This window comes from Burkholderia sp. AU16482, from assembly GCF_002223285.1.
Classification (GTDB): domain Bacteria; phylum Pseudomonadota; class Gammaproteobacteria; order Burkholderiales; family Burkholderiaceae; genus Burkholderia; species Burkholderia semiarida.
Map to the genome: position 1 here is coordinate 1,491,871 of NZ_NKEY01000003.1, position 17,658 is coordinate 1,509,528.

Genomic DNA, 17,658 nt, shown 5'->3' on the forward strand with positions numbered 1-17,658 from the left:
CCGCAACGCGCGTGTGCGCCGCGACGGCGGACGCGCGCGACGCATATACGCGACTCGGCCGCGGCCGGTCGCACAGATGCGCGGCGTACGCGCGCATCACGGTGGGGCGCCCCGCCCGGCTCGCCAACGGCAGGCGGGACGGGGCGAAAAAACGCCGCTCTGGGCTGAGAGCGGCGTGGTGGGGTCCGCAGCGGCACCCGGCGGCGCCGGGGAAGCCTTGGTCGGTCAGACGTCGTCGTCGGGTGTCCGCCTGTCGGATTTCGCGTATTACATTTCTTTACGTTCGAGCGTGCGATTTTTCATGCAATCGTCGCGTCGAACGCCTACACTTTCGCCACGCCTTTCGAGAAAACCGCCGCGCCTGCGTTTCCCTCCGGAGACCGCACCCAGCGCGGTGTTTTTTCGCCACTTCACGGCGCGTTTTCTTTTCAACCACCTAAGGAGTGCAACGATGGGTCTTCTTTCGTTTATTAAAGAGGCGGGTGAAAAACTGCTGGGTCACGCCGATGCACAGGCAGCGGAAGATCCGAATGCCGCGAACCAGACCGCGGCCGATGCGATCAAGAACTACATCAACTCGCAAGGTCTCGACACGTCGAACCTGACCGTCGCGTTCGACGGCGCGTCGCGCACCGTCACGCTGTCGGGCAGCGTCGCCGATCTCGACACGAAGGCGAAGGTCAAGGTCGCGGCCGGCAACGTGCAGGGTGTCGCGGGCGTCAACGACGACGGCCTGCAGCCGGACGATCCGGAAGTGCGGTACCACGACGTGAAGCCGGGCGACACGCTGTCGGCGATCGCCAAGGAAGTGTACGGCGACGCGAGCAAGTACCCGGCGATCTTCGAGGCGAACAAGCCGATGCTGTCGAGCCCGGACCGGATCTACCCGGGCCAGAAGCTCGTGATTCCGCCGCAGTCCTGAGCATTCGCGCAGCGCTGATGCAAAAAAGGCAGGCCGCTCGGCCTGCCTTTCTTCATGGGCGACGCGCACCGCGCGATCGGCGCGTGTCGATCTTCCCGTCATCGAATCACAGCGTATCGAACGCGCGCTGCAATGCGTCGCGATCGTGAATGCCGTTCGCGAGCGCGAGCATCAGCAGCACGCGCGCCTTGAACGGGTGCAGCGAGCCCGCGCTCACGAAACCGAGTGCATCGTCGCTCGCGGCGCCGTTGCGCATCACGTGCCCCGACCCGACGCGCGACGCACGAACCACCGCCACGCCCGCATTGACCGCATCGGCGAGCGCCGCCTGCAGCGTCGCATGAATCGACCCGTTGCCGGTGCCCGCGACGACGAGGCCGCGCACGCCGGCCCCGACGAGCGCATCGACGGCCGTGCGCGTCACGCCCGCATAGCTCGCGACGACCTCGACCGGCGGCCAGCTTGCCGCGATCGCCAGTTGCGTGTCGCGCGTACGCGTGATGCGGCGCGCGAATTCGACGCGGCCGTCCTGTACCCAGCCGAGCGCCCCGAGCTCCGGCGACTGGAACGCGTCGACCGCATAGGTGCTCGTCTTCACGACGTCGCGCGCGCCGTGGATCCGGTTGTTGAACGCGACCAGCACGCCCTGCCCGCGCGCGGCCGGATGGGCGGCCACCGTCACCGCGTTCAGCAGGTTCAGCGGGCCGTCGGACGACAGCGCGGTCGCCGGCCGCATCGCGGCCGTCAGCACGACCGGCTTGTCGCCCCGGACGACCAGATGCAGCGCGTACGCCGTTTCCTCGAGCGTATCGGTGCCGTGGGTGATCACGATGCCGTCGATCGCGGGATCGGCCATCAGCGCGTCGATCCGCGCGGCGAGCGTGTTCCACAGCGGCAACGCGAGATCCTTGCTGTCGATGCTGGCGATCTGCTCCGCGTCGATGCGCGCGACCGACGCAAGCGCCGGCACGGCGTCGACCAGGAAACTGACGCCGAGCGCGCCGGCCTGGTAGCCGGCCGTGCTGGCCGCGTCGGGCGCGGCGCCGGCGATCGTGCCGCCGGTGGCAAGTACGGCGATGCGCGGCAGCGTCGCCGCGGACGAAGGGGATGCGGTGTTCGGTGTATTCATGGCCGCGATTGTAATGGCTCGCGGCCGCGAGCCGGCAGGTTCCGGCGCGACGGGCCGGCGCCGCCCGCCGCGCGTCATGGTTTGTCCCGATCTCCTAGCCGCGTGCGCCGTCAACGGCCATGGCGTCCGCAACGTTATAGAAAGTGCCGTTTTGGTGTTTTCACCTTGATTTGCCATAATCGGAACGCGTGGTGCGATGTGGCCCTGTCCACGTCGCGTCGAGCTTCATGACGGCGTCGATCACGCGCAATTCACCCCATGGGAGTGTCGAAATGAAAATCCAATCGCTCGTAGCCGCACTGCTTCTCGGCGGCATGCTGGCTTCCCCCGCCTTCGCGGCGAACAGCCAGCAGGACAAGATGAAGGCCTGTAACACGCAGGCAGCCGGCAAGACGGGCGACGAACGCAAGGCGTTCATGAAGGACTGCCTGTCGGCGAAGCCCGCGAAGGCGATGACGCAGCAGGAAAAGATGAAGGCGTGCAACACGCAGGCCACCGGCAAGAAGGGCGACGATCGCAAGGCGTTCATGAAGAGCTGCCTGAGCAATCAGCCGGCCGCCTGAGTTCCGGCGCTCCCGTCTCGAATGCCGCGCACCGCTTCGGCGGGCGCGGCATTTTCATTTTCGTTGCACGCGCATCGACGCGCACACACCGCCTCCCTCCCCGTTTTCCGGCCCGCCGTCCCGACGCCGCCACAGGGGCGGTAATTCGGGTGCGGCAATTCGCCGCGTTTTCTTCTATGATGGCTGCAACGCGGCCCACCCAAGACCAAGAAGCGCCATCGGGCCGCCCTCGAGACGAACGCGCACGCGCGTCAAACGGAGGCCTGGATGGCATGGAGACAACACCGCTGGTTTCGCCGCTGGCTGATCGTGATCGTGTTCTGGGCCGTGCCCGTCGCGATCGTCGCCGTGCGCGAGATCCGCGAGGAAATGGCCTACAACAAGGCCGACCTGCAGCTCGCGCTGACCACCTGGCAGCTCACCGACGCGCAGCAGGCCGCCGGCGCCGCCGCGAAGTGCCGCGGGGATGCCGACGAGGCGCGCGCGGCCGGTTGCCCGGCCGATGTGCTGGCCGCCAACGCGCCGCGCCAGCAGGCGGCTCGCGACGAATACGTCGTGCGCCGCAATACGCTCGCCGGCTACCTGTGGCATGCGTTCGTCGGCTACTGGGTCGTCCCGGCCGCGTTCCTGTTCGCGTGCGGCGTCGTGATCGCGCTGATCCGTCGCGCGCTGCGCCGCCCGCCGATCAAGCCGCCCGTTCCCCCCGTCACGCACTGACACCGGCGCGCCGCGGGCGCCGCCCCTGCAATCGCCCGCACGTTCCCGCACGACGCCCCTGTGCGAGGCATGCGTCGCGCGGGCGCCGCTTCGTCCGTTGGCGCGCCGCGACACCCGCGCGCGATTTGACGCTTTTTCACGTGGCAACGAAAAGTGGCCCTGATCCGCTGTGATATAACTGCCGACGTGATCCGCTCCTTGAGCGAGACTCACTCCGAACATCATCCGATGGAGAACAACGATGCAAAAACGGACTCTTGTGCTCAAAGCCGCCGCCGCGCTCATCGTCGGTAGCCTCGCGCTCACCGGTTGCACCACCACCCCGGACAAGCCGGACAATGCCGCCACCAACGCGTCGAAGCGTCAGTCGATCGACGCGAGCGTCGACGCCACGCTGTCGCGCATGTACTCCACCGTCAAGGGCTCGCGCGAGCTCGTCGCGAAATCGCGCGGCGTGCTGGTCTTCCCCGAAGTGCTCCAGGCCGGCTTCATCGTCGGCGCCCAGTCCGGCAACGGCGCGCTGCGCGTCGGCGGCAGCACCGTCGGCTACTACAACACGTCGTCGCTGTCGGTCGGCCTGCAGGCCGGCGCGCAGTCGAAGGCGGTCGTGTTCCTGTTCATGACGCAGCAGGCGCTCGACGAATTCCGCAGCTCGGACGGCTGGGCAGCCGGCGCCGGCGCATCGGTCGCGCTCGTGAAGATGGGCGCGAACGGCGCGGTCGATTCCAACACGGCCACCGCGCCGATCCAGGTCGTCGTGCTGACGAACGCCGGCCTGATGGGCGACGTGTCGATCAACGGCACCAAGGTCACGAAGCTCAAGATCTGACGTTGACGCACTGCCCGCGCGCGGCGCGCCGGGCATGCGCAAACGGCGATGTCCTCGCGGGCATCGCCGTTTTTTTATCCGCCCGCACCGCGCGCCGGGTCGGCCAGGCCGCTCAGGTCGTCGAGTCGATCACCTTGAAGCGCGAGCGCTTCTGCGCGCGGATCACCGACTGGTACACGTCCACGTACTGCTGCGCCATCCGGCGCGACGTGAAGCGCTCCTCGAAGCGCTGCCGTACGCGCGCACGCGGCAGCAGGTGCAGCCGGTTCACCGCGGCCACCGCGCTGATTTCATCCTCGACGATGAACCCCGACACGCCCTCGTCCACCACTTCGGGCACCGCGCCGCGGTTGAATGCGATGACCGGCGTGCCGCACGACATCGCCTCGATCATCACCAGGCCGAACGGCTCCGGCCAGTCGATCGGAAACAGCAGCGCATGCGCGCCCGACAGGAATTCGGCCTTCTCGTGATCGGCGATCTCGCCGATGTACTCGACGTGCGGCAACGCGAAGAGCGGCTTGATCTCGCGGTCGAAGTATTCCTGGTCGGCCGCGTCGATCTTCGCGGCGATCCGGATCGGCAGCCCGCACTGGCGCGCGATGCGGATCGCGGTATCGACGCGTTTTTCCGGCGAGATGCGGCCGAGGAACGCGAGATAGCGCGGCTCGACGGGCTGCGGCATGTACAGCGTATCGGGCAGCCCGTGATAGACGGTCGTCAGCCATTTCGCCTGCGGCAGCGGCTGGCGCTGCGCATTGGAGATCGAGATCACCGGCGCCGTGTTGAAGGTGTCGAATACCGGCTGCTGCTCGGGCAGGTCGAGCCGGCCGTGCAGCGTCGTCACGTAAGGCGTTTCCTGCCGGTTGAAGACCGAGAACGAGTAGTAATCCATGTGGAAATGGAGCACGTCGAAATCCTTCGCGCGGCGCGCGACCGTCTCCATCAGCAGCATGTGTGGCGCGACCCGGTCGCGGATCGACGAATCGAGCCGCAGCGCGCGCGGCCACACGGCCTCGAGCGTCGCCCGCGTCGTCGAATCGCCGCTCGCGAACAGCGTCACATCGTGGCCGAGGTCGACGAGCGCCTCGGTGATGTAGGACACCACGCGCTCCGTGCCGCCGTACAGCTTCGGCGGCACGGATTCGGTCAGCGGGGCGATCTGGGCAATTCTCATGGTCCACGTCTCCTGTGTCCTGTCCGTTGCGGTACGGCCGGCGGGATTGCGCCCTTGCGTGCGCCCGCCGTGCGTCCATGCGGCGCCGGCCGGCGTGGCGCCAGCCGAATATCTCATTATTATTCGCGATCCCGATGAGCGGAACCGCTGGTCTTTCATTTTTTGGGGGTTGTTACAGACCGGATACATTCGGCCGACCGGTCACGGCCGCCTCGCAGCGGGGCCCGGCCGGGCCGATCACGCCCCAGGCGCACCGTCAGGCTGTCAACGCGACGGCCACTTCCAGGCCGGCAGGTCGCGCGAGTCGGCATCGACGAGCGCGGTCGCGCCTAGCTGCTTGTCGAGCACCAGCGATTCGCAGCCGGCCTCGCGCTCGAGCGTCGCGATGAGCCGCGCCGCGTGCGACACGACCAGCACCTGCGAACGCCGGGCGGCCTGCGCGATCAGGCGGCCGAGCGCCGGCAGCAGATCGGGATGCAGGCTCGTCTCCGGTTCGTTCAGCACCATCAGCGCCGGCGGCCGCGGCGTCAGCAGCGCGGCCGCGAGCAGCAGGTAACGCAGCGTGCCATCCGACAGCTCGGCCGCCGACAGCGGCCGCAGCAGCCCCGGCTGGCGCATCAGCACGTCGAAACGGCCGCGGCCGCCCGGGTTGTCGATCTCGACCGACGCACCGGGGAACGCGTCGTCGATCGCCGCGTCGAGCGCCGCGGCATCGCCGATTTCACGGATCGTCTGCAGCGCGGCGGCCAGGTCGGCGCCGTCGTCCGCGAGCACCGGCGTATGCGTGCCGATGTGCGACTGGCGCGCCGGCGCGTGCGCATCGGTCCGGAAATGGTCGTAGAAGCGCCACGAGCGAATCCGTTCGCGCACCGCGATCATCTCGGGCGCGCCGGTCGGATCGGCGAATTCGGTCATCATGCTGTCGAAGCTCGCGACCGGCTGCGGGATCGTCAGCCAGTCGCCCGACGCGGTACGCGCGCGGATCTGCGCGCCCTGCCGGTCGACCAGCAGCGTGGACGGACGCAGCACCGCGCCGCCCCAGATGCACTCGCGCTTGACCACCGGGTCGAGCGCGAACTGCGAACGGCTCGGCAACGGCAGGCCGAGATCGATCGCATAGCCGAAATCGTCGCACGCGAAACCGAGCTTCAGGCTCACCGGGCCCTTGCGCACCGTGCCCGTCACCGGCACCTCGCCGGCCAGCATCGCGCGCGAGAAGCGCTCGGGGCCGGCCCACAACGTCGACGGCAAGCCGCCCTCGCGCGCGAGCGACGGGATCACGCGGCCCTGTGCGGTGTCGGCGAGCAGCCGCAGCGCGCGGTACACGCTCGACTTGCCGCTGCCGTTCGGGCCCGTGACGACGTTGAGCGCCGCGAGCGGCACGATCAGCTCGCGCAGCGAGCGGTAATTGGCGATGGCAAGCGTCTTCAGCGCGGTCATGGGAACGGGAAATGGCAAGCAGGGGCCGGGCCGCGCTCAGCGGCCTTCGACGGCCTGCGGGTCGGCGGCGGTGTTGGCCGCCGTGCTGGCGGCAGGCGAGCGCACGTGCGGCCGTTCGCGATTCGGCGCATCGGGCGCCGCGTCGTGCGGATACAGCTCCATCCGGCTGCGCGGCAGGCATTGCGGATAGCGGTCCTGCAGATAGGCGATCAACCCTTCGCGCACGCGGCAGCGCAGATCCCAGCACGACGACGAATCGGCCGCGCTGACGAGCGCGCGCAACTGCATCGTGCGCTCCGTCGCGTCGGTCACCTGCAGCACCTGCACGCGGCCGTCCCACTCGGGCGCGGCGTGGACGAGCCGCGCGAGTTCCTCGCGCAGCGGCGCGAGCGGCGTGCGGTAATCGACCGACAGGTAGACGGTGCCGATGATCTCCGCGCTGCTGCGCGTCCAGTTCGTGAACGGGTTCTCGATGATCCACTGCAGCGGCACGACGAGGCGCCGCTGGTCCCACAGCCGCACCGACACGAACGAGCCGGTGATTTCCTCGATACGCCCCCACTCGCCCTGGATCACGACCACGTCGTCGAGCCGGATCGGCTGCGTGAGCGCGATCTGCAACCCGGCAATCAGGTTGCCGAGCACCGGCCGTGCGGCGATACCGGCGACCAGCCCCGCGACGCCGGCCGACGCCAGCAGGCTCGCGCCGATCTGGCGCACGTTCGGGAACGTCATCAGCGCGGCGCCGGTGCCGATGATCACGATCAGCACCATCACGGTCCGCACGAGCACCTTGGCCTGCGTATGGACGCGCCGTGCCTGCAGATTGTCGGCCGTATCGATCGGATGGGCCTGGATGATCGCGTCGCCGACGCCGGCCGCGAGCCGCACCAGCAGCCACGTGAGCGACACGATCGAGCCGACCGCGGCCGCGGTGCGCATGCCGCGCACGAACGACATGCCGTCGTCGGCCTGGACCCACAGGAATTCGAGCGCCAGCAGCGCCAGCACGACGAGCGACGGCTTGTCGATGTAGCGCAGGATCGCGCTCATCAGCGGATACGGCTGCGCGATGCGCTTGACGATGCGTGCGCCGAGGCGGTGCACGACCGTGACGACCAGTATGACGATGACCGACACGCCCAGCGTGCCGAGCCACGAATGCAGCGGCGCATCGGCGATGCGCTGCAGTTCCTCGATTGAAATCATCGGCGCCCTCGAGTGATGAAGCCCACTGGCTTCGTCCTGGATGCGTCGGCGACGCCCGGGCCGCGCACGCGCCCGGACACGGCGTCAGATCAGCTGCCGTTCCTGCAGGGAAACGCCTTGCCGAGACCGAGCGACACCGCGGTGCTCGCGTTGTAGTCGGCCAGCTTCGGATTTTCCGCGATGTACTTGCGCACCGCGTCCGTCATCTGTTGCGCCCGGATGTCGGGCGGCAGGCAGAAATACTGGCCGACGCGCGGCCCCGTGGTGCCGCCGATCGCATCGATCGTGTTGTAGACGCCGTCGGCGGCGCCTTCGATATAGGCCGCGCACGACGCCCGCGACTTGACGTCCGTCTTCGCGCACAGCCGGTCGAGATCCGCGCCCGTGAAAGCCGCCGCCGACAACGGCACGGCAAACGCCGCGGCACAAAACATTGCGCGCAACATGGTGTTCCTTCTTATGTCAAGGCGGCCCGAGACCGCCTGCTGCGTTGGCCGGTGCGGCAACGGATGCCCTGCTCCGCCCGGAAGCCGGCTGGCCGGACAGGCGCCGCCGCACCAAAAACCGTTATTTTGCACTCTTTTGAGCATCTGCCGGCGTGCCCGCACCGATACGCGTCGTCCGCTTGCTCAGGATCTCGATCGCGTCCGGCGCGTTGTAGTGCTTCGCGAACTCGAGCGCGGTGATGCCGAGCTGGTTCTTCACCTGCGGATCCGCGCCCTGGTCGAGCAGCAGCGTGACCGTCGACGCATGATTGCCGCGCGCGGCCATCATCAGCGGCGTCGTGCCGTTCGGCGATGCGGTGTCGATGTACGCGTCGTGGTCGAGCAGCACCTTGACGACCGCGTCCTGGCCGTTGGTCGCCGCGTAGTGAAGCGGCGCCCAGCCCTTCTTGCTGACTTCCGCGCCCTTGTCGATCAGCAGCTTGACGAGGCCGAGGTCGCCGTTCAGCGATGCGAGCATCAGCGCGTTTTCGCCGGCCTTGTCTTCCTTCTCGAGGTCGACGTTCGGCGTCGTCGCGATCGCGGCCGCGACCTTGTCGGACTTCTCGCGCGCGGCGATCACGAGGATCGGGTCGCCGTTCGGCGCGAGCGTGTTCGGATCGAGCTTGCCGCTCTTGAGCTGCTTGCCGATATCGGCGATGTCGTCGAACTTGACGGCCTTGACGATCGCGTCGAGCGACTCGGCATGCGCGCCGGCGGCGGCGAACAGGCCGCTCGCGACGAATGCGGCGGCAACGAGGGCGCGTTTGGGCAGATGGTTGGTCGGCTTCGTCATTGTTGTGGGCTCCTTCCCTGGGTTGTCGGCTGCGCGCGCGTCGTTAGCGGGCGATCTTGAACAGCCGGAAAAAGTTCTGCGTCGTCGCATCGGCGAGCGCCTCGACGGCGATCCCGCGCTCGGATGCGATAAAGCGTCCGACATGGCTGACGTACGCAGGTTCATTCGGCTTGCCGCGATACGGCACCGGCGCGAGGTACGGCGAGTCGGTCTCGATCAGCAGCCGGTCGAGCGGCACGCGCCGCGCGACGTCCTGCACGTCGGTCGCGTTCTTGAACGTGACGATGCCCGACAGCGAGATATGGAAGTTCTGCGCGAGCGCCTGCTCGGCCACCGGCCACGGCTCGGTGAAGCAGTGCATCACGCCGCCCGGCACGTCCGCGCGCTCCTCGGCCATGATCCGCAGCGTGTCTTCCGACGACGCGCGCGTGTGGATGATCAGCGGCTTCATCGTCGCGCTCGCCGCGCGGATGTGCGTGCGAAAACGCTCGCGCTGCCATTCCATGTCGGCGATCGAGCGGCCTTCGAGGCGGTAGTAGTCGAGGCCGGTTTCGCCGATCGCGACGACCTTCGGGTGCGCGGCCAGCTCGACGAGCTCCGCGAGCGTCGGCTCGCGCGCGTCCTCGTGATCGGGATGCACGCCGACCGACGCGTACACGTTGTCGTGCGCTTCGGCGATCGCGAGCACGTCCGGCAGCGTCTCGAAATCGACCGACACGCACAGCGCGTGCGTGACGTCGTGCTCGCGCATGTTCTCGAGAACGGCCGGCAGGCGGTCGCCCAGGCCCTTGAAATTGATGTGGCAGTGAGAGTCGACGAACATCGTGTTTCCTGAATACGTGAGACGGGCGCTCATGCGCCCGCCGGCTGGCGGCACCGGGCGACGTGCGCGGGCCGGGCGGCCACGGCCGCGCCGCCGCGGGACCCGTTCATCGTTTCGCAACCCATCGGAAACAATGCCGGGTCAAGCGAACATTTCCCGATATCCGAGAAACAATTCCTCGAATACGAGCCGCGCGTTGAGCGGATGATTCTCGACCGTCCGCTGCCGCGTCACGGCTTTCATGAAGCGCGCGAATGCGTTCGCGTCGACCGCTTCCGCGCAGCGCGCCAAGGCGGCCGCGTGCGTCGGGAAGTAGCGCGGCGCGCCGGCCATCCGCTGCGCGAGCAGATCGTACAGCCAGCGCTGCAGCCAGCCGAGCACCAGCGGCACCGGCAGCTTCTGCAGCGTCTCGCCGCATGCGAACGGGTCGCAGGCCGCACCGGCCGCGAGTTGCCCGAGCGTGTAGTCGCGCAGCGGGCGGTTCTCGTCGCTCGCGAGCGCCAGCGCGGCGAGCGGCGCGCCGCCGGCTTCGGCGAGCAGCGCGCTGGCGTGGTCGACGCCCTGCGCCGCGAGCCACGCGGCGGCCGCCTCCGGCGCCGGCACGGTCATCGGCCACTGGCGGCAGCGGCTGATGATCGTCGGCAACAGGCGGTCGATGCGCGCCGACACGAGCAGGAACACGACGCCGGGCGGCGGCTCCTCCAGTGTTTTCAGCAGCGCGTTCGACGCGGCGACATTGAGCGCCTCGGCCGGATACAGCACGACGACGCGCGCGCCGCCGCGGTGCGAGCCGACCCCGCAGAAGTCGAGCAGCGCCCGCACCTGCTCGATCTTGATTTCCTTGCTCGGCGCCCGCGTCTTCTTGCCGCCTTCGTCCGCGTCGGCCGGCTTCGCGTCGTCGGCCGCGCCCGGCGCCTCGCCCGCCAGCGCCTCGGGCAGCACGATCCGGTAGTCCGGATGGTTGCCCTGCGAGAACCAGTTGCAGGCCGCGCAGGCGCCGCACGGCTCGCCGTTCGGCTGCGGCGATTCGCACAGGAAGCCCTGCGCGAGATGCTGCGCGAACTGCAGCTTGCCGATCCCGGCCTGACCGTGCAGCAGCAGCGCATGCGGCCATTGCGCGCGCAGTTGCTGCAGGCGGTTCCAGTCGTCGGTTTGCCACGGATAGATCATGGGGTGCGTTCCTTGCGGGTTACAGCGCGGCGAGCACGCGTTCGAGCTGCTGGCGGATCTCGGGAATCGATCGCGTCGCGTCGACGATCGCGAAGCGGTGCGGCGCCTCCTCCGCCCGCCGCAGATATTCGGCGCGCGTACGCGAGAAGAACGCATCGGATTCGCTTTCGAACTTGTCGGGCATGCGCGCGGCGCCGCGACGCTCGCTCGCCACCTGCGGCGCAACGTCGAACAGCACCGTGAGATCGGGCTGGAAACCGCCCTGCACCCAGCGCTCGAGCGTCTCGAGCTTGTCGCGCGGCAACCCGCGCCCGCCGCCCTGGTACGCGAACGTCGCGTCGGTGAAGCGATCGGACACGACCCAGTCGCCGCGCGCGAGCGCCGGCTCGATCACGAGCGCGAGGTGCTCGCGACGCGCGGCGAACATCAGCAGCGCTTCCGTCTCGAGATCCATCGGCTGGTTCAGCAGGATCTCGCGCAGTTTCTCGCCGAGCTGCGTGCCGCCCGGCTCGCGGGTGACGACCACCTGCCGGCCGGCCGCGGCCAGCCGGCCCTGGAGGCGTTCGCAGAACCATTGCAGGTGGGTGGTCTTCCCCGCCCCGTCGATGCCTTCGAACGTGATGAATTTACCGCTCGCCATTATTGACCTCGTATGTACTTGTCCACGGCCTTGTTGTGGTCGCCGAGCGTGTCCGAGAACACGCTCGTGCCGTCGCCCTTCGCGACGAAATAGAGCGCGCTCGTCGGGGCCGGATTGATCGCCGCCTGCAGCGCGGCGACACCCGGCAACGCGATCGGCGTGGGCGGCAGCCCGCGTCGGGTGTAGGTATTGTAGGGAGTGTCGGCCTGCAGGTCGCGCTTGCGCAGACGGCCGTCGTACGCGTCGCCGAGCCCGTAGATCACCGACGGATCGGTCTGCAGCGGCATGCCGATGCGCAGCCGGTTCGCGAACACGGCCGCGACGAACGCGCGATCGGCCGCATGGCCGGTTTCCTTCTCGACGATCGACGCGATCGTCAGCATTTCGTAAGGCGACTTGTACGGCAGCCCCGGCGTGCGCGCGGCCCAGGCCTCGTCGACGCGGGCCTGCATCAGGCGGTATGCGCGCCGGTAGATGTTCAGGTCGCTCGTGCCCTTGTCGAACAGATAGGTGTCGGGGAAGAACAGCCCCTCGCCGCTGCCGCGCTGCACCGCGCTCTCCGGCGCGCCGATCGCGCGCAGCAGCTCGGCGTCGCTCATGCCGGCCGTCGTGTGCGTGAGATCGGGGTTCGCGTCGAGCTCCGCGCGCATCCGCTTGAAGGTCCAGCCTTCGATGACGGTCGCGACGTACTCGTTCACGTCGCCGCGGGCGATCTTCTGCAGCACGTCGTACGGCGTGATGCCGGTCTTGAATTCGTAGTTGCCCGATTTGAGCCGGCTCGACAGCCCGAGCACGCGCGTCATCGCGACGAACGCGAACGGCTCGACCGGCACGCCGCCGCGCTGGAGCTGCAGCGCGACGCTCTTCACGCTGCTGCGCGGCTTGATCGTGACGTCGAGCGATGCCGAGCCCAGCAACAGCGGCCGGGTCGCCCAGTAATACCCGCCGCCCGCGCCGGCAGCGGCCACAACGACGGCCAGCGCCACGATCGTCGCGGCGCATTTCTTCAGTAGGGACATGGAAACGTGACTCAGGTAAGACCCATATAATACTTGCTCGCCTCCGTCAAAGTCAGGGTTGACTGTTCCCTCATTCCATGAGCACACCGTTCGCTTCACCGGCTGCCCAGGCCGCATCCGCCTCGCTCCCCGTTTTCCCCCGCCCGTCGGCCGCCGATTTCGATGCGCCGGCCGCCTGCATGCCGCTGCCGCAGTTCGGCGTGATCGACGTGGCCGGCGACGACGCCGCGACGTTCCTGCACAGCCAGCTCACCAACGACGTCGAGCATCTCGATGCCGGCAGCGCGCGGCTGTCCGGGTACTGCTCGCCGAAGGGCCGGCTGCTCGCGTCGTTCCTCGCGTGGCGCGCCGGCCACGACGTGCGCCTGCTCGTGTCGAAGGACGTGCAGCCGGCCGTGCAGAAGCGGCTGTCGATGTTCGTGCTGCGCGCGAAGGCGAAGCTGACGGACGCGAGCGACACGCTCGCGGTGGCCGGCTTCGCGGGCGACGTGCGCGACGCGCTGTCGGGCATCTTCGATGCGCTGCCCGACGGCGTGCACGTGAAGGTCGACGGCCCGGCCGGCGCGCTGATCCGCGTGCCCGATGCGGCCGGCCGCAAGCGCTATGTGTGGATCGGCCCGCGCGCCGAAGTCGACGCGCGCGTCGCCGCGCTCGCCGGCACGCTGCCCGTCGTGTCGCCCGCCGTGTGGGACTGGCTCGACGTTCGCGCGGGCGAGCCGCGCATCACGCAGCCGGCCGTCGAACAGTTCGTGCCGCAGATGGTCAACTTCGACGTGATCGGTGCCGTTAACTTCAGGAAAGGGTGCTACCCGGGCCAGGAAGTGGTGGCGCGCAGCCAGTACCGCGGCACGATCAAGCGCCGCACCGCGCTCGCGCACGTCGCCGGCGAGACCGATACCGTGCATGCCGGCGTCGAGCTGTTCCACAGCGACGATCCGGGCCAGCCGTGCGGGATGATCGTCAACGCGGCGGCCGCGCCGGCGGGCGGCGTCGACGCGCTCGTCGAGATCAAGCTCGCCGCGCTCGACAGCGGCTCGGTGCACCTCGGTTCGGCCGACGGCCCGGCGCTCGCGTTCGACGCGCTGCCGTACGCGTGGCCGACCGAAGCCTGATGCACTGACAACCCGTTCGCGCGCCGGCTCGCGAGTCGCAGCCGGCGCGCGACGTTTCCTGCGAGAGATTCGCCCGATGTGTCTGATTGCCTTCGACTGGCAGCCCGATGCCGCCGCCGGTCCCGTCTTTACCCTCGTGGCCAATCGCGACGAGTTCTTTCGCCGGACCAGCGCGCCGCTCTCGTGGTGGGAAGACGTGCCGGGCGTACTGGCCGGCCGCGACCTCGAGGCAGGCGGCACGTGGCTCGGCGTCTCGCGCGACGGCCGCTTCGCCGCGCTGACCAACTACCGCGCGCCGTTCGACATCCGCGCGGGCGCGCCGACCCGCGGCAAGCTGGTATCCGATTTTCTCGGCGGCACGCCGGTCGCGCCGCTCGACTATCTCGCTCAGCTTGCCGAGCATGCGGCCGTCTACAACGGCTTCAACCTGCTCGTCGGCGACTGGCGCCGGCGCGAACTCGCATGGTTCTGCAACCGCGCGCCCGAGGGCGAAAGCCGGGTCGCCGCGCCCGTCGCGATCGCGCCGGGCGTGCATGCGCTGTCGAATGCACGGCTCGATACGCCCTGGCCCAAAGTGGTGCGCAAGCGCGCGGAGCTCGGCACGCTGCTCACCGACAATCCGACCCCGTCGCTCGACGAACTGATCGCGCTGATGCGCGACCCGCACGTCGCGGACGACGACGCACTGCCGCACACGGGCATTCCGATCGAGCGCGAGCGCGCGCTGTCGGCCGCGTTCATCGAGACGCCCGAATACGGCACGCGCGGCACGACCGCGCTGCGCGTCACGATGAAGGAAGGCGTGCGGCTGACGGTCGAGGTCAAGGAGCGCAGCGACGACGACGGGTCGCACCGCACCGTGCGCCCGGGCGCGTTCGAGCGCGCGTTCACGTTCGATATCGACGCGGCGCGCCCGCGCTGAACGCACGCGTGGCGTGCTACGGCGCGCGCGCCATCTCGACGTGCGGCACGCCGGCTTCGACGAACGGTTCGCCCACCGCCGCGAAGCCGTGCCGCAGATAGAACGACACCGCCGAATCCTGCGCGTACAGCCGCACGACGGCTTCGCCGCGGCGCCGCGCGGCGTCCAGCAGCGCATTCAGCACGGCCGACCCGACGCCCTGCCCGCGCACGTCGGCCAGCACCGCGACGCGGCCGATCGTACCGGACGGCAGCAGCCGCCCCGTCGCGACCGCGCGGCGCAGCCCGGTCGCCGCGTCGGTCCGGTACGCGACCGCATGCAGCGACAGCGGATCGTCGTCGTCGAGTTCCCATTCCGGCGGAATCTGCTGCTCGCGCACGAACACCGCGTCGCGGATCCGCGCAGCGTCGCCGCCCAGTACCGTCCAGTCGCCCGTTTCCACCCTGCCCACGCCGTTCGTCATCGCCATCCTCCCGCAGCGTGCGCGCCGTCAGGCGCTCGCCGTCAAACCTCGTCGAATGCGGCCTTCAGCGCCGCGACCGCATCGGCATGCGCGGCCCGCACCTCGGGCACGTAACCGCCCATCTTGAAGAATTCGTGGATCATCCCCGGATAGCAGACCAGCGTGACCGCGTTGCCGGCCGCGCGCAACTTGTCCGCGTACGCGGCGCCCTCGTCGCTCAGCGGATCGTACTCGGCCGTCGCGATCCACGCCGGCGCGACACCGGCGAACGACGGCGCGCCGCGCGTACCGTCGAGCGGCGCGAAACGCCAGTCGTCGCGATCGGCCCGATCGCGCACGTATTGCGTGAAGAACCACTCGATCGTGTCCTGCGTCAGCAGGTAGCCGCTCGCGAGCCGCGCGTGCGATTCGGTGTCCTGGTGGCCCGTCACGCCCGGGTAGATCAGCAGCTGCAGCGCAAGACGAATGCCCGCGTCGCGCGCGAGCACCGCGCAGACCGTCGCGAGCGTGCCGCCCGCGCTGTCGCCGCCGACCGCCAGCCGCGCGGCGTCGATGCCGAACGTGGCGGCCTCGCGATGCAGCCACTGCAATGCGTCGTCCGCGTCGTTCACCGCGGTCGGAAACTTGTGTTCGGGCGCGAGCCGGTAGCCGACCGACAGCACCGCGCATTGCGCGTCGTGCGCGAACATCCGGCACAGCGCATCGTGCGTATCGACGCTGCCGACCGTGAAGCCGCCGCCGTGGTAGTACACGAGCGCGGGCAGCGGCTCGGCCAGGCTCGGCGCGACCGGCAGATACAGCCGCGCGCCGATCGTGCGGCCGTCGCGCGTCGGCACGATGCATTCCTCCACCGCATGCATCGGCGCCGGCGCGACGTCGAGGATCGGCGCGCTCTTCTCGTACGCGGCGCGCGCCTGCTGCGGCGTCTGATGGTGATACGACGGGCGTTTCGCGCGCTCGATCATGTCGAGCACCTGGGCGATCTTCGGATTCAGCGGCATCGGTGTGGACGGCGCCGGTGCGGCGTCGTGAACGGACAAGCGTCACATGATGCCACGCGCGCGCCGGGCAGGCGCGCCGTGCCATGTACCGCCATCCCGTGCTCCAAAACGAAACGGCCCTGCCGCATCGAAGAGACAGGGCCGTGCGTGGCGGATGCTTACGCGTCGCTCGGGCCGGGTTGCGCGTCCGGCGCCGTGCGCGAGCGTTGCCGCTTGATGTCCCGGCCGACCGCGAGCCGGCGCATGTACTTGAACGTGCCGAGCGCCTTCGCGACGAAATTGCCGTCGCTGTCGCGCACTTCGCCTTCGCAGTAGGCCATCGTCGTCGAGCGGTGCATCACGCGCCCGTAAGCGCGCAGCTCGCCGCGGCCCGGCTGCATGAAGTTCACCTTCATCTCGACCGTGACGACGCCGACGCCGTCGTCGGTCAGGCTGCGCGCCGCCATCGCGAGCGCGATATCGGCGAGCGTCATCGTCACGCCGCCGTGCGCGATGCTCCACGTGTTCATGTGCCGCTCCTCGAGCGGCAGCACGATCTCGCTCGCGCCATCCTTCGCAGACACGAGTTGCACGCCGAGCAGATCGACGAACGGGCTTTCGATCGACGGGCCTTCCGTCGGGGTTGCCGCGTCGCTCATCACGCGTTGTCGACGATGTAGTCGACGCACTCGCGCGATTCGGCCACCGCGACGACGAATTTCTTCACTTCCTGGTGAACCGGATGCACCTGGTATGCGTCGAGCGCGGCCTTGTCGGCGAAATCGGAGACGAGCACGATGTCGGCGGTCGCATCGAGGCCCGGCGTCGCCACGCCGACGTCGATCTGCAGGGTGCCCGGCACGAGGTCGCGGCAGCCTTCGAGCTTTTCCTTCAGCTTCAGCGCGTTCTGCGCGCGCGTCGCGCCTTCGGCCGATTCCTTCAACTTCCACATGACGATATGTCTGATCACTTCGGTTGCTCCTGTTCGTGTTGGTTCGGCGATTGGCCTGTCGTCCTTGGCAGCCGGGCACTTTACACCCTTCCGCCGTTCGCTCACGGTCACCCTCCTGCCCGGCATCAGGATCCGACAAGCTCGCGCAGGCGACAAGCCTACCAAACTTGCCGATGGCAATGGACGGTATCTTGAGGTCGGCACGTGCGTTGCGACGCTCCGGCGCCTGTCGACTCGGTTCGCGTTCCGGCGCCCCAATGCAAAAGCCCCGAGCGCGCTTGCACCCAGGGCTTTGACAGCGTCACATTCGACC

General features: G+C 69.0%; 20 protein-coding genes. 6 read left to right on the forward strand and 14 right to left on the reverse strand.

Annotation, left to right across the window (positions count from 1 at the left end):
- Positions 1-451: 451 nt before the first annotated feature.
- Positions 452-922: a peptidoglycan-binding protein LysM gene (gene lysM / locus CFB35_RS09450; protein WP_059645593.1), complete on the forward strand. Its 471-nt coding sequence runs from the start codon at positions 452-454 to the stop codon at positions 920-922.
- A 106-nt stretch (positions 923-1,028) separates the two neighbouring features.
- Here the strand turns inward: lysM and CFB35_RS09455 are convergent, their stop codons facing one another.
- A complete protein-coding gene (locus CFB35_RS09455; protein ID WP_059645590.1) occupies positions 1,029-2,051 on the reverse strand; it encodes an asparaginase in 1,023 nt (340 codons plus the stop codon).
- A gap of 272 nt (positions 2,052-2,323) precedes the next feature.
- Here CFB35_RS09455 and CFB35_RS09460 point away from each other — a divergent pair, with 272 nt between their 5' ends.
- The 3 genes from CFB35_RS09460 (at position 2,324) to CFB35_RS09470 (ending at position 4,160) form a co-directional block, all read left to right on the forward strand.
- A complete protein-coding gene (locus CFB35_RS09460) occupies positions 2,324-2,614 on the forward strand; it encodes a PsiF family protein (RefSeq protein WP_059585254.1) in 291 nt (96 codons plus the stop codon).
- Positions 2,615-2,881: 267 nt separating this feature from the next.
- Positions 2,882-3,331 (forward strand): hypothetical protein, encoded by a 450-nt coding sequence (locus CFB35_RS09465; RefSeq protein WP_059585253.1) that lies wholly within the window; start codon positions 2,882-2,884, stop codon positions 3,329-3,331.
- Between the two features lie 241 nt (positions 3,332-3,572).
- Positions 3,573-4,160 carry a YSC84-related protein gene (locus tag CFB35_RS09470; protein WP_059585252.1) on the forward strand — a complete coding sequence of 196 codons (588 nt, stop codon included), beginning with the start codon at positions 3,573-3,575 and terminating at the stop codon, positions 4,158-4,160.
- Positions 4,161-4,272: 112 nt separating this feature from the next.
- Here CFB35_RS09470 and CFB35_RS09475 read toward each other — a convergent pair whose 3' ends face one another.
- The 9 genes from CFB35_RS09475 to mltG all read right to left on the reverse strand — a co-directional run bounded on the left by CFB35_RS09475 (position 4,273) and on the right by mltG (position 12,916).
- The gene (locus CFB35_RS09475; protein WP_060316529.1) at positions 4,273-5,337 is read right to left on the reverse strand and encodes a glycosyltransferase family 4 protein; all 1,065 of its coding nucleotides are present in this window, start codon (positions 5,335-5,337) and stop codon (positions 4,273-4,275) included.
- A 264-nt stretch (positions 5,338-5,601) separates the two neighbouring features.
- Complete coding sequence (locus CFB35_RS09480; protein WP_089464836.1) at positions 5,602-6,777, reverse strand: AAA family ATPase; 1,176 nt, start codon at positions 6,775-6,777, stop codon at positions 5,602-5,604.
- Positions 6,778-6,813: 36 nt separating this feature from the next.
- Positions 6,814-7,986 carry a mechanosensitive ion channel family protein gene (locus tag CFB35_RS09485; RefSeq protein WP_059585249.1) on the reverse strand — a complete coding sequence of 391 codons (1,173 nt, stop codon included), beginning with the start codon at positions 7,984-7,986 and terminating at the stop codon, positions 6,814-6,816.
- An 89-nt stretch (positions 7,987-8,075) separates the two neighbouring features.
- Positions 8,076-8,432, reverse strand: coding sequence for a Rap1a/Tai family immunity protein (locus CFB35_RS09490; protein ID WP_059585248.1), 357 nt, complete (start codon positions 8,430-8,432; stop codon positions 8,076-8,078).
- 121 nt (positions 8,433-8,553) lie between these two features.
- Positions 8,554-9,264 (reverse strand): ankyrin repeat domain-containing protein, encoded by a 711-nt coding sequence (locus CFB35_RS09495; protein ID WP_059645577.1) that lies wholly within the window; start codon positions 9,262-9,264, stop codon positions 8,554-8,556.
- A gap of 43 nt (positions 9,265-9,307) precedes the next feature.
- Positions 9,308-10,087, reverse strand: a complete 780-nt coding sequence (locus CFB35_RS09500; RefSeq protein ID WP_089464837.1) for a TatD family hydrolase — start codon at positions 10,085-10,087, stop codon at positions 9,308-9,310.
- A 141-nt stretch (positions 10,088-10,228) separates the two neighbouring features.
- On the reverse strand, positions 10,229-11,257 hold the full coding sequence (locus CFB35_RS09505) for a DNA polymerase III subunit delta' (RefSeq protein ID WP_059585245.1): 1,029 nt from the start codon (positions 11,255-11,257) through the stop codon (positions 10,229-10,231).
- A gap of 19 nt (positions 11,258-11,276) precedes the next feature.
- Positions 11,277-11,897, reverse strand: a complete 621-nt coding sequence (gene tmk, locus CFB35_RS09510; RefSeq protein WP_006478605.1) for a dTMP kinase — start codon at positions 11,895-11,897, stop codon at positions 11,277-11,279.
- Positions 11,897-12,916, reverse strand: a complete 1,020-nt coding sequence (mltG, locus tag CFB35_RS09515; protein ID WP_089464838.1) for an endolytic transglycosylase MltG — start codon at positions 12,914-12,916, stop codon at positions 11,897-11,899. The genes tmk and mltG overlap by 1 nt, the downstream gene beginning before the upstream one ends.
- A gap of 77 nt (positions 12,917-12,993) precedes the next feature.
- On the opposite strand from mltG, the gene CFB35_RS09520 reads away from it, so the two are divergent.
- Positions 12,994-14,028: a folate-binding protein YgfZ gene (locus tag CFB35_RS09520; RefSeq protein ID WP_089464839.1), complete on the forward strand. Its 1,035-nt coding sequence runs from the start codon at positions 12,994-12,996 to the stop codon at positions 14,026-14,028.
- A 76-nt stretch (positions 14,029-14,104) separates the two neighbouring features.
- Positions 14,105-14,950 carry an NRDE family protein gene (locus CFB35_RS09525; RefSeq protein ID WP_089464840.1) on the forward strand — a complete coding sequence of 282 codons (846 nt, stop codon included), beginning with the start codon at positions 14,105-14,107 and terminating at the stop codon, positions 14,948-14,950.
- 16 nt (positions 14,951-14,966) lie between these two features.
- On the opposite strand, the gene CFB35_RS09530 is transcribed toward CFB35_RS09525, so the two are convergent.
- The 4 genes from CFB35_RS09530 to CFB35_RS09545 all read right to left on the reverse strand — a co-directional run bounded on the left by CFB35_RS09530 (position 14,967) and on the right by CFB35_RS09545 (position 17,363).
- The gene (locus tag CFB35_RS09530) at positions 14,967-15,413 is read right to left on the reverse strand and encodes a GNAT family N-acetyltransferase (protein ID WP_089464991.1); all 447 of its coding nucleotides are present in this window, start codon (positions 15,411-15,413) and stop codon (positions 14,967-14,969) included.
- 41 nt (positions 15,414-15,454) lie between these two features.
- Complete coding sequence (locus CFB35_RS09535) at positions 15,455-16,414, reverse strand: alpha/beta hydrolase (RefSeq protein WP_089464841.1); 960 nt, start codon at positions 16,412-16,414, stop codon at positions 15,455-15,457.
- Between the two features lie 158 nt (positions 16,415-16,572).
- Positions 16,573-17,052, reverse strand: coding sequence for a PaaI family thioesterase (locus CFB35_RS09540; RefSeq protein WP_006483907.1), 480 nt, complete (start codon positions 17,050-17,052; stop codon positions 16,573-16,575).
- A complete protein-coding gene (locus CFB35_RS09545) occupies positions 17,052-17,363 on the reverse strand; it encodes a Dabb family protein (RefSeq protein ID WP_059585240.1) in 312 nt (103 codons plus the stop codon). Before CFB35_RS09545 ends, CFB35_RS09540 begins: the two co-directional genes overlap by 1 nt.
- Between the last annotated feature and the right edge of the window lie 295 nt (positions 17,364-17,658).

What these genes read in the sequence shown, in the direction of transcription:
- lysM (WP_059645593.1), top strand. Translation starts at nt 452, where the DNA reads ATGGGTCTTCTTTCGTTTATTAAAGAGGCGGGTGAAAAACTGCTGGGT.
- CFB35_RS09455 (WP_059645590.1), bottom strand. Translation starts at nt 2,051, where the DNA reads ATGAATACACCGAACACCGCATCCCCTTCGTCCGCGGCGACGCTGCCG.
- CFB35_RS09460 (WP_059585254.1), top strand. Translation starts at nt 2,324, where the DNA reads ATGAAAATCCAATCGCTCGTAGCCGCACTGCTTCTCGGCGGCATGCTG.
- CFB35_RS09465 (WP_059585253.1), top strand. Translation starts at nt 2,882, where the DNA reads ATGGCATGGAGACAACACCGCTGGTTTCGCCGCTGGCTGATCGTGATC.
- CFB35_RS09470 (WP_059585252.1), top strand. Translation starts at nt 3,573, where the DNA reads ATGCAAAAACGGACTCTTGTGCTCAAAGCCGCCGCCGCGCTCATCGTC.
- CFB35_RS09475 (WP_060316529.1), bottom strand. Translation starts at nt 5,337, where the DNA reads ATGAGAATTGCCCAGATCGCCCCGCTGACCGAATCCGTGCCGCCGAAG.
- CFB35_RS09480 (WP_089464836.1), bottom strand. Translation starts at nt 6,777, where the DNA reads ATGACCGCGCTGAAGACGCTTGCCATCGCCAATTACCGCTCGCTGCGC.
- CFB35_RS09485 (WP_059585249.1), bottom strand. Translation starts at nt 7,986, where the DNA reads ATGATTTCAATCGAGGAACTGCAGCGCATCGCCGATGCGCCGCTGCAT.
- CFB35_RS09490 (WP_059585248.1), bottom strand. Translation starts at nt 8,432, where the DNA reads ATGTTGCGCGCAATGTTTTGTGCCGCGGCGTTTGCCGTGCCGTTGTCG.
- CFB35_RS09495 (WP_059645577.1), bottom strand. Translation starts at nt 9,264, where the DNA reads ATGACGAAGCCGACCAACCATCTGCCCAAACGCGCCCTCGTTGCCGCC.
- CFB35_RS09500 (WP_089464837.1), bottom strand. Translation starts at nt 10,087, where the DNA reads ATGTTCGTCGACTCTCACTGCCACATCAATTTCAAGGGCCTGGGCGAC.
- CFB35_RS09505 (WP_059585245.1), bottom strand. Translation starts at nt 11,257, where the DNA reads ATGATCTATCCGTGGCAAACCGACGACTGGAACCGCCTGCAGCAACTG.
- tmk (WP_006478605.1), bottom strand. Translation starts at nt 11,897, where the DNA reads ATGGCGAGCGGTAAATTCATCACGTTCGAAGGCATCGACGGGGCGGGG.
- mltG (WP_089464838.1), bottom strand. Translation starts at nt 12,916, where the DNA reads ATGTCCCTACTGAAGAAATGCGCCGCGACGATCGTGGCGCTGGCCGTC.
- CFB35_RS09520 (WP_089464839.1), top strand. Translation starts at nt 12,994, where the DNA reads ATGAGCACACCGTTCGCTTCACCGGCTGCCCAGGCCGCATCCGCCTCG.
- CFB35_RS09525 (WP_089464840.1), top strand. Translation starts at nt 14,105, where the DNA reads ATGTGTCTGATTGCCTTCGACTGGCAGCCCGATGCCGCCGCCGGTCCC.
- CFB35_RS09530 (WP_089464991.1), bottom strand. Translation starts at nt 15,413, where the DNA reads ATGACGAACGGCGTGGGCAGGGTGGAAACGGGCGACTGGACGGTACTG.
- CFB35_RS09535 (WP_089464841.1), bottom strand. Translation starts at nt 16,414, where the DNA reads ATGCCGCTGAATCCGAAGATCGCCCAGGTGCTCGACATGATCGAGCGC.
- CFB35_RS09540 (WP_006483907.1), bottom strand. Translation starts at nt 17,052, where the DNA reads ATGAGCGACGCGGCAACCCCGACGGAAGGCCCGTCGATCGAAAGCCCG.